The organism is Bacillus sp. TH30 (genome assembly GCF_016650875.1).
In the GTDB taxonomy this organism is placed as follows: Bacteria; Bacillota; Bacilli; order Bacillales; family Bacillaceae_G; genus Bacillus_A; species Bacillus_A mycoides.
On sequence record NZ_JAEKEY010000002.1, the window covers coordinates 4,831,905 to 4,845,775 of the forward strand.

Annotated in this window: 14 protein-coding genes, 2 pseudogenes and 1 riboswitch; of the genes and pseudogenes, 14 read left to right on the forward strand and 2 right to left on the reverse strand. The window is 35.2% G+C overall.

From position 1 onward, the window contains the following. The first annotated feature begins 64 nt into the window (after positions 1–64). A riboswitch (SAM riboswitch) is annotated at positions 65–166 on the forward strand. A gap of 88 nt (positions 167–254) precedes the next feature. After that, on the forward strand, positions 255–1,460 hold the full coding sequence (locus JFU20_RS26910; RefSeq protein ID WP_201039100.1) for a M20 family metallopeptidase: 1,206 nt from the start codon (positions 255–257) through the stop codon (positions 1,458–1,460). A 105-nt stretch (positions 1,461–1,565) separates the two neighbouring features. On the opposite strand, the gene JFU20_RS26915 is transcribed toward JFU20_RS26910, so the two are convergent. Both JFU20_RS26915 and JFU20_RS26920 read right to left on the reverse strand, forming a co-directional pair. Continuing rightward, positions 1,566–2,099: a DUF2199 domain-containing protein gene (locus JFU20_RS26915; protein ID WP_002128048.1), complete on the reverse strand. Its 534-nt coding sequence runs from the start codon at positions 2,097–2,099 to the stop codon at positions 1,566–1,568. A 134-nt stretch (positions 2,100–2,233) separates the two neighbouring features. Further along, positions 2,234–2,674, reverse strand: coding sequence for an Lrp/AsnC family transcriptional regulator (locus JFU20_RS26920; protein WP_001181721.1), 441 nt, complete (start codon positions 2,672–2,674; stop codon positions 2,234–2,236). Positions 2,675–2,839: 165 nt separating this feature from the next. Between JFU20_RS26920 and JFU20_RS26925 the strand changes: the two genes are divergently transcribed. The 13 genes and pseudogenes from JFU20_RS26925 to JFU20_RS26980 all read left to right on the forward strand — a co-directional run bounded on the left by JFU20_RS26925 (position 2,840) and on the right by JFU20_RS26980 (position 13,830). Beyond that, positions 2,840–3,604, forward strand: coding sequence for an SDR family oxidoreductase (locus JFU20_RS26925; protein ID WP_033715820.1), 765 nt, complete (start codon positions 2,840–2,842; stop codon positions 3,602–3,604). A gap of 335 nt (positions 3,605–3,939) precedes the next feature. Next, positions 3,940–4,505 (forward strand): annotated as a pseudogene (locus JFU20_RS26930) (TetR/AcrR family transcriptional regulator). A 58-nt stretch (positions 4,506–4,563) separates the two neighbouring features. Next, positions 4,564–6,420: an alpha/beta fold hydrolase gene (locus tag JFU20_RS26935; RefSeq protein ID WP_201039101.1), complete on the forward strand. Its 1,857-nt coding sequence runs from the start codon at positions 4,564–4,566 to the stop codon at positions 6,418–6,420. Positions 6,421–6,960: 540 nt separating this feature from the next. Beyond that, complete coding sequence (locus JFU20_RS26940; RefSeq protein WP_201039102.1) at positions 6,961–7,470, forward strand: DinB family protein; 510 nt, start codon at positions 6,961–6,963, stop codon at positions 7,468–7,470. Positions 7,471–7,694: 224 nt separating this feature from the next. Next, positions 7,695–7,823 (forward strand): annotated as a pseudogene (locus JFU20_RS30810) (amidohydrolase); the annotation flags it as partial. 203 nt (positions 7,824–8,026) lie between these two features. Beyond that, positions 8,027–8,611: a hypothetical protein gene (locus JFU20_RS26950; RefSeq protein ID WP_242488156.1), complete on the forward strand. Its 585-nt coding sequence runs from the start codon at positions 8,027–8,029 to the stop codon at positions 8,609–8,611. A gap of 417 nt (positions 8,612–9,028) precedes the next feature. Then, positions 9,029–9,370 carry a hypothetical protein gene (locus JFU20_RS30290; protein ID WP_242488157.1) on the forward strand — a complete coding sequence of 114 codons (342 nt, stop codon included), beginning with the start codon at positions 9,029–9,031 and terminating at the stop codon, positions 9,368–9,370. A 14-nt stretch (positions 9,371–9,384) separates the two neighbouring features. Further along, positions 9,385–9,672, forward strand: coding sequence for a CPBP family intramembrane glutamic endopeptidase (locus JFU20_RS30295; RefSeq protein WP_242488158.1), 288 nt, complete (start codon positions 9,385–9,387; stop codon positions 9,670–9,672). A 604-nt stretch (positions 9,673–10,276) separates the two neighbouring features. Beyond that, positions 10,277–10,582: an arsenical resistance operon transcriptional regulator ArsR gene (gene arsR, locus JFU20_RS26960; protein WP_000046006.1), complete on the forward strand. Its 306-nt coding sequence runs from the start codon at positions 10,277–10,279 to the stop codon at positions 10,580–10,582. A 59-nt stretch (positions 10,583–10,641) separates the two neighbouring features. Continuing rightward, a complete protein-coding gene (locus JFU20_RS26965) occupies positions 10,642–11,079 on the forward strand; it encodes an ArsI/CadI family heavy metal resistance metalloenzyme (RefSeq protein WP_003190012.1) in 438 nt (145 codons plus the stop codon). Positions 11,080–11,097: 18 nt separating this feature from the next. Continuing rightward, positions 11,098–12,138: an ACR3 family arsenite efflux transporter gene (gene arsB, locus JFU20_RS26970; RefSeq protein WP_002165475.1), complete on the forward strand. Its 1,041-nt coding sequence runs from the start codon at positions 11,098–11,100 to the stop codon at positions 12,136–12,138. 25 nt (positions 12,139–12,163) lie between these two features. Then, complete coding sequence (gene arsC, locus JFU20_RS26975) at positions 12,164–12,568, forward strand: arsenate reductase (thioredoxin) (protein WP_033715822.1); 405 nt, start codon at positions 12,164–12,166, stop codon at positions 12,566–12,568. Positions 12,569–12,846: 278 nt separating this feature from the next. Then, positions 12,847–13,830: a phosphotransferase gene (locus JFU20_RS26980; RefSeq protein WP_201039103.1), complete on the forward strand. Its 984-nt coding sequence runs from the start codon at positions 12,847–12,849 to the stop codon at positions 13,828–13,830. Positions 13,831–13,871 lie beyond the last annotated feature (41 nt).

The window sequence follows — 13,871 nt, forward strand, 5'->3', positions numbered from 1 at the left end:
AATTCCTTGACTTTTGCCTGGAATGAACTTAGAATGAAAATAATTTAATATAATTTTATGAAAATTCTTATCACGAGAGGTTGAGGGACTGGCCCTATGACACCTCGGCAGCGGATTCTTTATGAATACTGTGCCAATTCCAGCAAGGTAACTTGAAAGATAAGAAAGAAGCTCATTTTGACTGTATATACAGAAGCCTCTTTCTATCTTTTAGAAAGAGGCTTTTTTACGTGAAAATAAAAGGAGGAAGAAAAATGGGAGCGACAGGAGTAACGTCACAAAGAAAAACAATTGAAGAGAGTATAGAAAGAAATAAGGAAAAGTACATAGAAACAAGTCATAATATTCATGCGAATCCGGAGATTGGTAACCAAGAATTTTACGCATCAAGAACGTTAAGTTTGTTGTTAGGAAGCGCAGGATTTCAGTTGCAGCACAATATAGCTGGTCATGAAACAGGATTTATCGCGCGGAAAAGTTCCGGGAAACAAGGACCAGTTATCGCATTTTTAGCTGAGTATGACGCTTTACCAGGACTCGGTCATGCGTGTGGTCACAATTTAATCGGAACAATTAGCGTTGCAGCAGCGATCGCGTTATCAGAAACGCTTGAGGAAATCGGCGGAGAAGTTGTCGTGTTCGGAACACCAGCAGAAGAGGGCGGGCCAAATGGTAGCGCAAAATCGAGTTATGTGAAAGCTGGCTTATTTAAAAACATTGATGCGGCGCTTATGATTCATCCGAGCGGAAAAACAGCTCCAACGAGTCCATCACTAGCGGTCGATCCACTTGATTTTCATTTTTACGGAAAAACAGCTCATGCAGCGGCTTCACCAGAAGAAGGAATTAACGCATTAGATGCGATTATCCAGCTTTATAACAGTATTAATGCGCTTCGCCAACAACTGCCGTCAGATGTGAAAATTCATGGAGTCATTACAGAAGGCGGAAAAGCACCTAATATTATTCCTGATTACGCTTCGGCACGCTTCTTCATCCGCGCAGCAACGCGAAAAAGATGTGCGGAAGTAACAGAGAAAGTAAGAAATATTGCACAGGGTGCAGCGTTAGCAACAGGCACAAAAGTAAAAATTCATCAATTCCAAAATGAAATCGATGAACTACTCGTAACAAAAACATTTAATGACGTCGTAGCCGAAGAGTTAGAACTACTAGGTGAAGAGGTAAACCGTAAAGAAAGAGTAGGAATCGGCTCAACGGATGCAGGAAATGTAAGCCAAGTCGTACCGACAATTCATCCGTACATTAAAATCGGTCCAGATGACTTAATTGCGCATACGAATGAATTTAGAGAAGCAGCACGTTCAGAATTAGGAGATAAAGCGCTAATTACATCCGCAAAAGCACTAGCAAATACGGCGTATCGATTAATTACAGAAGAAGGTTTGTTAGAAAAGGTGAAGGAGGAGTTTAGGGAGGAGCAGAGGAATCAGGGGTAGGTGGTTAAAATACAGTTGAGTGTTCTCTTTTCGAAGAGAAATCTGATTAATAAGTGAAAATGCAATAAAAAAGAACATTGATTTTTCAATGTTCTTTTTTATTTACTAATCATTTATTTCTTCGTTATTTTGATAACAAATTTCTTCAGCAATTTCTTGGATGCGATCTAGTTTAATACCATCTTTTTGTTCAATAGATAATGGATGGTCTGTTAGTTCGAGTTGAATATAAGGTTTGTAACCGATTTCTCTAGTATGAACCATTGTTTTTAAACTTACTGTATCTGGATAACAAGGAAGTTGGGTAGATAACCAACCAAACATTGGCTCTAATTCGTTTTCTCTTCCTTTCGTTTCCCAGTAATCAAGCGTCTTTTGGAAGTTTGTTTCACTTAAAGATACCCATACATCCCATATAAAAGGTCCCTCTCCATCTAAAACTGGAATTTCAATACAACCTTTCATAAAGAAATATTCATCATCAATTACACATAGATCTTCATCCATTTCAACTCGACTCTCTAGCTCTTCTTCAGGGATATAGTAAAAATAATCGGGAGCCTCATTCCCATAACATATAGGGAGTTCATCGTGAAATACTCCGCAAAATTTACAAACATAGCCTATTTTTTCGTTCATTAATTTTCTCCTAACCATCTATAACAATTGTGTTTGATCATTTGATTTTAAATAGATTATATCATTTGTTTTTTTGATTTCTCTCACAAAGAAGCAACTTTTAATGTTAGCGGAGGTTAATACGTATCCTTTTATCAGAACGACAATTTCTCTTCAAATTCACTCTTTAAAACAATTAAAGGAGATGATAATCCAAATTGCATTAAAGAGTCTAAAAATGCAGCGAGAGAATCCATCGAATCGCTCATGACTTTCATCATATAATTAAATTCCCCGCTAATTCGATATAAATCTGTTACTTCAGGAGCGGCATTACAATATTGGATAAAATCAGAGCATTGACTCGTTTTGAACATAATGAATGCTTGGATGTTTTTATTAATTTTGGAAGGCTCAAATTTCGTTCGGTAAGCAGCTATAACCCCTTGATCTTCAAGCTTGTTAATGCGTTCTTTTACAGCAGGCTGCGTCATGGATATAATACGTCCTATTTCTGAAACAGAAATTCTCGCATTTTCATACAACAAGTTCATAATTTTATGGTCAATTTCATCTAGTTTTACTGTGTTTTGCATTGGATAGCCCCCTTTTTATTTTCTAAAGTAAATCGTAAATTATAACTATAATATCATAAGTGAAGGAACTAAATTACCTATAAATCTATATTTAAAATTATTAGTATTTGCTTAAAAATATAAGTATAGGATTTATTAAACGGAAATTTAGGAAGGGTGGAAAAAATGAAGAATCTTGATGGGAAAGTAGCGTTAGTAACGGGAGCGAGTCGCGGCATCGGCCGTGCCATTGCAATAAGATTGGCGAAAGATGGGGCATTAGTTGCGATTCACTACGGCCGAAATAAAGCAGCTGCAGATGAAACGATTAATAAGATTGAATCTAATGGAGGAAAAGCGTTCTTAATTGAAGCTGAGCTCAATTCAATGGATGGTGTCAAAAAGCTAGTAGAACAATTAAAGAATGAATTAAAAACAAGGGTTGGTACATCAGAGATTGATATTTTAGTAAACAATGCAGGCATAGGTACACAAGGAACGATTGAAAATACGACAGAAAAAGTTTTTGATGAAATTATGGCCGTAAATATTAAGGCACCATTCTTCTTAATTCAGCAAACATTACCATTACTACGAGTAGAAGGGCGCATTATTAACATTTCATCAGCCGAAGTACGACTCGGTTTTACAGGATCAATTGCATACGGTTTAAGTAAAGGTGCATTAAATACGATGACACTTCCTCTAGCTAAACATCTTGGAGAAAGAGGGATAACAGTGAATACAATTATGCCCGGATATACGAAGACAGATATTAATGCGAACTTGTTAGATAATCCAGAAATACGAAGTTTTGCTACGAATTCATCTGTGTTTGGACGAATAGGGCAAGTTGAAGATATTGCAGATGTAGTAGCATTCCTTGCTTCTTCTGATAGCCGCTGGGTAACAGGGCAAATTTTAGATGTTTCTGGAGGATTTTGTTTATAGGGGCACTACTTCATACCCATCAAGCTAATATTTTCATATCCCCCTAAATTAAAATTTTCTTTCTCTACAGATAGCTATTTTGAGAAGCCGCTCATTTTTTCGTTTTGGGGGCATTTCTTTTTCTTAAGTTGATGGGTATGTATGGTGACCCCTATTAGACGATAGTGAATTAACAATTTCGGGGTTCAGTTCAACTTTATTCAAAATAAGATTTTTTTGCAGTAAAATCAATGTTAGTGGAACTTTTTTAATCAAACTTTTTTCTAAATTAACATAAATACTTGCAACATTTAAATTAGTACTATATAGTTCTAGTTATGACAAAGGTAAAATTAATGAATCAAAAACGTGTGATTGAAGTAGCTGCAACATTATTTTTAGAAAAAGGGTTTGCTTATACAAGTATGGATGAATTAGTACGTGTAAGCAAAGTTTCAAAGTCTAATGTGTATTATCACTTTTCTAATAAGGAAGTATTATTAGAAGGGGTCGTTGATTATTGGATTGGAATGTATCAATCTGCAATTGATGACGTACTTTCTCAGAACCAATTTTTAGTTGAAGATCGTATCCAACTGTTTTTAAAGCAATTATCACAAGGAGTTCAGTCGAGAGAGTATAAGGGGAGCTGTCCATTTATTACTCTTTATATTCAAAGTCCTACACAGGCCACGCAAATAAAAGAAAAAATAGGTCTTTTTTTACAGAATTACAAAAGAAAGTTTCTCTATTACTTAAACAAGGGGTAGAGAATGGAGAATTCAGAAATACGATTAATATTGATGAGGTTGCATCACTTTTTATTACAAATCTTGAAGGAGCGTTATTTATTTCAGAAACATTGAAGGATGCAACTGTAATCACGAAAACAGCAGATCATTTATTTAACTTGCTTCGATAAAAGAAGCTTTTTTTTTACATCAAATTAGTACTGAATAGTACTAAAAAGGAGATTTTATATGAGAACAGTATTTTTAATTGGTGGAACAGGCTTTATTGGAAAGCAATTAGTGAAAGAATTAGCTAAAGAGGATGTTAAAATTCTTCTTTTAGTGAGGTCGAAAAGTAAAGCAACACGCATTTTTCAAGAAAGAGGCATCTTAAAAAAGGCAGTTATGCACTTTATTGAAGGTGATTTGACGGAAATAGATTTAGGTCTAAGTGCTGAAGATAAGGAGAGGATATTGAAAACGGATGTGATTATTCACGCAGGAGGCCCCATGGATATTCAAGTGACAAGTAAAGAGGCAGCTTCCGTATTTTTAAATGGCGCCAAACATATTAGTGAATTAGCTAAAAGTATTCATCAATTGAAGGGCTTGCAACAATTTATTCATGTTGTAGGTTATATGAGTCCCTTTGATGATAAAAATAGCAAGATTGCAATTGATGTGTTTAAAGAAGGACACAATTATTTGAAAATGAAAAATCCATATGAGAGAACAAAATTTTTAGCAGATCTTTATATCCGTCACCAGGCATCAGCAGTAGGTTATCCGCTTTCTGTAATTAATCCGCCAACTGTAGTCGGTAGTAGTAAAACAGGGAGTACAGAGCAGATAGCAGGATTAGGTTTGCTTGTGATGAGTATGCGAAGAGGGCTCATGCCAGTGATTCCTGGAGGTAAGGGATATAGGTTACCACTTATTGCAAACGATGAGCTTGCGAAGTTTATTGTGCAGGTTTTCAGATTGGAGCAACCGACTATTCAAACATATACACTTGTTGAAGACAAACAGCACGATCAGAACATTGCTGAATTATTAAGTATTATGTCGGAAAGTATGAATATGAGGGCACCAAAAATCTCTGTCCCAATGCCACTTATGAAAGCAATTATGAATAGTGGAGTAAGTAAAATAACAAAAATCCCTTCGGATGGACTGAATTTTATTACAAAACGAAAATTTTCAAATGTTTCAGCGAAAAAATTTATGGGAGGAGATTGGTTTAAGAAGACGAGTGTAATGAAATTTTTCCCTGCCGTAGTAGCTGATTTGGATTATCGAATGATGCATCAAAATGGCCAGCATAATCATTTATTTAAACGAACATTATGCGATAACACTACCCTTTACCAATTACAAGGAGAGGGTAAACCGTTTATTTTATTACATGGTTTATTGAGTGATGGAGAGGATTTATTTCCTTTAGCACAAGAGCTTCATGAAAAAACTGGTCAACCTGTATGGATCTTGGATCTTCCAGGTTTGGGACGTTCTCCTTTTAAACAAGAGAAAAATCTTCTAGATATCTATTTGAATGTAGTGAAAAAGTTATTGGAGAAAGCTACTAATGGTGCACATCTAATTGGCCATTCATTCGGTGCGTTTATTCTTCTGGAAGCATTGGTACAAGAGTACATAGATAAGAAGTATTCAATCACTTTACTTCAGCCACCTGTTGCTAAAAAAAATGCTAAATCGCTAAATGTTCCCCAATTTATGAACAAATGGGCATTAAAATTGGCAACTACTAATTTGATAGAGCGTTATTTATTAAGTAATGGTTTGTTTGAAAGTATGGAGAGCATCCCTGAACATTATATCGAAAAAATAAGTAACAGTTTTACTTCTCCTAGAATTTTAAATACTACGGTTCAGCTTAACAGTTTACTACTGAAAAACGATCAAGGTGATTTCAATGAAGTAACAAAGTATAATCTTCACATTATTTGGGGGGATTATGACAGAGGCTATTCTGCTCCATCGCATCTTGGTAAGGTTGATTTTGTTCCATATGGCCATCATTTTCCTCTTAGCCATCCGAGTGAAACGGCAACATTAGTAATAAAAAATAGTAATACTAGCAGATGAGTGTGTGGGATAAACAGTGTGTAGTAAGATCGTTGTGTCTTTGAAATAAAATCGTACTGTTAGGGGTCCCACCCCATACCTATCAAGCTATACTTCTGAAATATCCCCAAAACGAAAATTTCATCCTTTCATAGTTGTCCATAGGATCTTAGGTCGATTTTCATTTTTGAGAAGAATACATTTCTCAAGTTGATGGCAATATGGGGGGAATAATGTTACGATGTTTATAAAAAAGTAGTTAGACTAGTGTGTTTTACTCCGATTCATTTCAAAATATAATTGAAAATCCATCTTTAAATTAAAAAAGAAGGTGTTACCTTTATATATTAATAACTTCGAAATATTGTATAATAGGTAATTTTTATGCATTATTGATTAGCATTGCTTATTGTGCTAACGAGTCAGGATAGTGTAGCGACCGACAAACTAAATAGTTGCTTATCCTCAATTATTAGAAGGAAAGTTCTATCATTTCGAGAATTTATTAGACATAGACGAGTGCTATAATTTTCTATATCTACATATAAGAGGTGACTACGCATGAATCAAAGACCGTCAGAAGAAGAATACGCCGGGGACTCCGGCGAATATATCCGTTTGGTGCCGGACGGTAATATCATCGACATTCTGCTCGCCCAGGAAAAGCAAATGATCGAGCTCCTGGCATCGTTGACCGAAAGTCAGTACGCGTATCGGTATGCGGAAGGAAAATGGACGCTGAAAGAAGTCGTGGGCCACATTGCAGACGCGGAACGCGTCATGACCTACCGCCTGCTTCGGTTCGCAAGAGGGGACCAGACGTCTCTGACTGGTTTCGATCAGGAATTGTTCATGCCTCCTTTCGGAAGCTGGACAACCGAGCAATTGGCCGAAGACTACCGGGCCGTACGGCAATCAACGATCACATTGCTGCGCGGGCTATCGGCGGAGGCGTGGACCCGAAAGGGCACAGCCAACAACCTAAGCATTACGGTGCGCGCCCTCGCGTACGGCATCGCAGGACACGAACTTCATCACATGGGGGTCATCCGAAATCAGTACTTGAGTTAATCGTTTGCTGAGGCCTTTGGAATGGAACTAACGGGGGATTTTAACAAAATAAGGAATACAATTAAACACCCTAAGCGGCTTTAGTTCTATATTCCATGGAGCTGAGGCTGTTTAAACATTTTTGGAATCGGTCTAATTTTAAAACTGAATGTACTCGTCTATCGCTTGATTTAGTTCCACAAACGTATCGTATTTATGTAAAAGCAGGCTTATTTAAAGATATTGATGCGGCGCGTTCAGAATTAGGAGATAAAGCGTTACTTGCAGCTGCAAAAGCACTAGTAAATACGGTGTATCGATTAATTGTGGAAGAAGGGCTGTTAGAGAGGCACAGAGAAATCAGGGATAGGTGATTAAAAGGAGTGGCTTTTGCCACTCCTTTTTTATGAGTTTTTTAGGAAAGAACATACTGATTAATTTAGGAATTTCAAAATAAAAATATCTTTTTTCTATTCTATGTATAATGAAAATATGGGATATTTTGTGATTTTAGCAAATATAAAAATGGTATCAATATAAATGGAAGTTTGATCCTACAGTAGAAGGAATGCTTCGAATGCTAGATAAAATTCATAAAGAGTTTTATAAAGTAAAGGATGGGTTATTAGAAGTATTACGTGGAAAAGAATGTCCAATTTTCTTCACATTTAAAGATTTAAATAACATTGGATCAGGTGAAGAATTATATATTAAAATGAATGCCTGTGGCCGAGCTTTAAGCGATTTTGAAAATTTTAAAGCGCAATTTGAACAACTATTAGAAGTACTAGATTATAACGATAAGGCAAAAGAATTTTCTTTTACATTAGATAGAGAATGGACAGATTTCTTATGGCCTTATTTAGATGATTCGAAGACATTAGATAAACCATTTCTGAGATTATTTAATTTCATTTCTTCGAGCAAAATCTCAAGGATAGGTACAGTTGCGCCTAATACGTTTAATAAAGATTATACTAATTTTAAAGAATTGAGAACCATTTACAAAGAGGAAGAAAATGTTACGTTTCTTTTTGACATCTTTACGATATGGAAAGATGCAGAACAGATTGAAAGCGAGTTTTCTTCTATACACGAACAAATTCATTTATTTACAGATGAAAGAAATTACTTTAAAGCATTTAAACGCCAGTTAGGGTAAGTACACCATCGGTTTGGTGTCTCGTGGCAACTGAATCTTCCAAAATAAAATATATGTTTAGAAAAGCGTGGGAAGATTTTCCGCGCTTTAATTATTTGTCATGTAACTCAAATTTTAAAATTGAAAGTCAACTTTTTATCCCGCATTAACGGAAAGCAAACCCCGATTGGTTCAACAAACCATCAGTGTTGAAGAAAGTCGCCACTGACGGAAGCTTCACTTTAGCAGTATGGTCAAGATAGCAACAATTCTTACGAAAACAGCGTATATTTCATATCTAAAATATAGTGACTTTTCCTTTTTTAAATTATATAATTTAAATATTGTTTTATTTTAAATTTAAGATAGGAGAATTTCTTTTATGCAACCCGAACTTACGCAAGACAAAGTGTATTCAGTTTCATGGTGGGGGGGATTTTGGCTGTACTGTTTGCGGTTTTGGGGACGAATATTATCGTAGGAGTATTTATTGGCATTCCGTCTACGATTTATACAGAGTTTATTACTATGCAAGAACCAACTGCCCTTCACGTATCTGTCGGAGATACGGCGTTTAGATTTGGAAGATTAATTGTATTACTGTTATTCATTTACGCATATGATCCCATTAAAAGATTAGTCATACCAGCTTTTAACTTCCATGTGTTAAAAAAATCAATATGTATATATATGTACTTCTTTTCCTTGCAGCAAGTTGGATTATATATTTATATGTTCTTGAACCACTATTTCCTCATGCAGGAGAAGAACAATATGTAGCTTTAAAATCAGAAATGCTAGATCAATATCCCATTCTTTTATTTCTCAGTAGTACAATACTTGCACCCATTGTTGAGGAAATAACCTACCGCGGTATCATCTTACGCTTGTTCCAAGAGCGCTTCCCATTTTGGATTGCCGCAATTGGATCAAGTTTTCTTTTCAGTATCGCTCACTCATATTCAGTTGGTGTGATGATAGATACTTTCATTGGTGGGATGTTCATGGCGATATTATGTAAGAAGACGAATTCCATTATTCCAGCTATTTTACTCCACATACTGAATAATGCACTTGGTTAAGCGGTGACTTCCTTTCATATACACCAATAATTTAAATATAAAAAAGGTAAGTGGATACACAAAAAATTGTACATTTTCACCGGGAGATGCCAATATTATCGTTTTGGGGTATTTGCTTTTCTTAGCTTGATTGTGATGTGGTGCTACCCCTGTTAGTAGTAATTTTAATATTACTATAGATAAATTATTTTTAGAACTTTACTTCCGAGAACGAATTGTATGTTTTTGCTTAACGTTGTTTTTTCAAAAATGCTGGCAGTACCCCTTGTTCATCAACCTAAGGTTTTTAATTATCCCCATAACGAAAGTTTCAACTTTTTACAATTATTTATGAGCATTCAGCTCAATTCTTTCGTTATGGACAACCATCAATTTCTTCAGTTGATGGTGATGGGGCACTACTCTATAATGGTCAAATTAAAATTTAAAACAGTTATAGAGACTCCATCCCTCGGAAATATTTTAACTATTAAGTTGTAAAAAGATATGATGCGAGGAAGTTTTTTGTAAATCAAAAAAAATTGATTGATCAGTTGCATAAAGAACTAAACAGCGTATATACTGTAAATATCAAAAAAAGTTGATGAAGGGAGAGTGAACTAAAATGGCACAAGATTTTAAGCTCTATGAGAAAAAATTTAAAGCATTAGCTGATCAGAAACGGTTAGAGATTATGTATGAGCTTTGTCAGCGAGGCCAGACGTGTGTATGTGATTTAACAGAGATTTTTGAAATGACGCAATCTAAGTTGTCATATCATTTAAAGATTTTATTAGATGCAGGTTTAATTGTAAAAGAAACAAAAGGCACGTGGAGTTATTATGATTTAAATGATGCGGAAGTAAATAATTTATTATCAGAAGAATTGTGCTGTATTTTTAGAAAAACAGGAAAAGGTAGCTGTTGTTAAAATTTTATACTATTAATCAAAAAAATTGATTAATAACATATAAAGAGGAGGAGTAAGCTATGAGATATGTTCACGTTGGTATAAATGTTACGGATTTAGAGGAGTCTATCGAATTCTACGAAAAGGTATTTGGTGTGTCACCAGTTAAGGTGAAAGTAGATTATGCAAAATTTTTATTAGAGATGCCAGGACTTAATTTCACGCTGAACGTACGAGATGAAGTGAAGGGAAATCAGGTAAATCATTTCGGTTTCCAAGTGGATACTGCTGAAGAAATTACATTACATAAAGAAAGATTAGAAAAAGAAGGTTTCTTTGCGCGTGATGAGATGGATACGACTTGTTGCTATGCAATCCAAGATAAGTTTTGGGTAACAGATCCTGATGGGAACGAGTGGGAATTCTTTTATACAAAAGCACAGAGTGATGTTCATAAAATTGAAGAGTCATCTTGTTGCACGACTTCTAACGTAGTAGAAAAAAATTCTTGTTGTTAATAGGAGATGGAAAATAAAATGAAACGTTTATCTTTTCTAGATCGATATTTAACACTATGGATTTTTCTAGCTATGGCTGTTGGGATTGGTTTAGGGTTTGTGTTTCCTAGTGTAGTAGATGGACTAAATACATTACAAGTTGGAACGACGTCCATCCCGCTCGCTGTCGGTTTAATTGTCATGATGTATCCACCGTTGGCGAAAGTTCGTTACGAGGAAATGGGCCGGGTATTTAAAGATGTAAAAGTATTGGTTTTATCTTTAGTGCAAAACTGGATTATTGGTCCTGTACTTATGTTTGTTTTAGCAATTATTTTTCTTCCAGATAAGCCAGAATACATGGTCGGGCTCATTATGATTGGTTTAGCACGTTGTATTGCAATGGTAATTGTTTGGAACGATCTTGCAGATGGGGATAAAGAGTATGCGGCAGGTTTAGTGGCTTTTAACTCGGTATTCCAAATGTTATTCTTCTCCGTTTATGCATACGTGTTTGTAACAGTCATTCCAGAATGGTTAGGAATTGAAGGGGCTATTGTCGATATTACAATGGTAGAAGTAGCGAAATCAGTATTTATCTATTTGGGAATTCCTTTTATAGCAGGTATGTTGACACGCTTTGTACTCGTTAAGTTAAAAGGAAGACAATGGTATGAAAAGGTGTTTATACCTAAGATTAGTCCACTTACATTACTTGCATTATTATTTACAATCGTCGTTATGTTCTCTTTAAAAGGGGAAATGATTGTTAGCGTACCACTAGATGTAGTAAGAATAGCAATTCCGTTATTAATCTATTTTATTGTGATGTTTTTTGTTGCTTTCTTTATGGGAAGAAAAATTGGTGCAAACTATCCGGTGACTACAACGTTAGCATTTACAGCAGGTAGTAATAATTTTGAGTTAGCAATTGCTGTAGCAGTTGGTGTGTTTGGTATTCATTCAGGCGCGGCATTTGCAGCTGTTATCGGACCGTTAGTTGAAGTACCTGTAATGATTGCACTTGTAAACGTTGCTTTTTGGTTTAAGCGTAAATATTTTAATGATCAACCAGTATAATTTAAAAATAAAGGCGGAAAACAACATGAAAAACAAAAAGACAATCTATTTCTTATGCACAGGAAATTCATGCCGAAGCCAAATGGCAGAAGCATGGGGCAAACAATATTTAGGCGATAAGTGGAATGTATATTCTGCAGGAATCGAAGCACACGGAGTAAATCCAAATGCTATTAAAGCGATGAAAGAAGTAAATATCGATATAACGAATCAAACATCGGATATGATTGATTCAAATATTTTAAATAACGCTGATTTAGTCGTTACGCTTTGTAGTCATGCAGATGCTGTGTGTCCATCTACTCCGCCGCACGTAAATCGTGTTCACTGGGGATTTGATGACCCGGCAGGAAAAGAGTGGTCTGAGTTTCAACGTGTTCGTGATGAAATCGGTGAACGTATAAAACGATTTTCTGAAACAGGGGAGTAAATAAAGGAAAGAGCTAATCTTCTATCGTATAGGGGATTGGCTCTTTTTCTATACATAGTCACTACTGCATTGGTTTACAACAACTATCTCAACGAATGCAGAATATTATGTAAGAATGATATAGTTAGAATGGTAGTCTGCCTCTATTAAATTTATATATAGAAAAAAACACTATTGGTAATTAACAATGAATAAAATTTTGGTTTTTAGAGTAATCGAGATAGTAATCATAAAAAATAGCGTGTAATAAAAATTTTTTCACATGAAAGGAAAAAAGGGTGAAACACATAATAAAAGACGTATTAATAAATTATTTTAAAGAAATTCATTCACTAGCAGTGGAAGAAGAGCTACATAAAAATAGCTGGAATACAGATTTACACTATAAAATTATGGTGAATGGAAAGCGATATTCCGCACGGTTTATCAATAGCAAGCGAACAATCAATCCAGCTTTTGGGGCGTTATCAAACGAACAATTGATAGAGCAAGTACGTTTTACGTATTATTTACGCGAGCATGGAATCCTTTTTATGCAAATTAATAAAAATAGGTCAGGGGAGTCATTTACATTAGTCGCTTGGAATGATGAACAATACCGATTTATATTGTCTAATTGGATTGAAGGAGAACATATTACACTTTGTACAGAAGCTATCGCAGAAGCATTTGGAAAGGAAGCAAGAAAGGTTCATGATATTTCTAGTGCATTTCAAAGCGCGATTTTTCAGAAGAAATCTCATTTGGATGGGTATGCCCAGTTTATTAATATGTTAGAAAGCAAGACAAGCGCATGTAAGGAATTGCGGGAGTATATAGATCTTGCTAAATATCATATAGACTGCGCATATACGAGTGAATTAGAGTTTATTGTACAAACAGACTTAAATCCTTTGAATGTTTTATGGGGCTCAAGTCAACAGGTAAAAGGAATTGTAGATTTTGAATCTATTAGTTATGTTGACCGTATTGAAGGGTTAGCCTTTTTAATAAAATGGTATTCCCGAACAGAAGGAATGCAGTCTCATGAAGTATGTTCCAGTGTTGCTAGGGCATTTTTAGAAGGGTATAAGGCTCATAATATTGTAACCTTAAATGATTACAAAAGACTTACTTCATTATTATGGTTATCCGGTAGTTTGAATTGGAATTTTGTGAAGAAAACGTTAAGTGTGTTAGATGAGGAGAGAGGATTAGAGGAACATTTGAAAGTTTATAGAGTAAGGGGAGAAAGGTTGTCTTCATTGTTAATTTGTAGATAACATTTCTTCTCTTTTGGGATTTATAAAACAAAGCATATGAG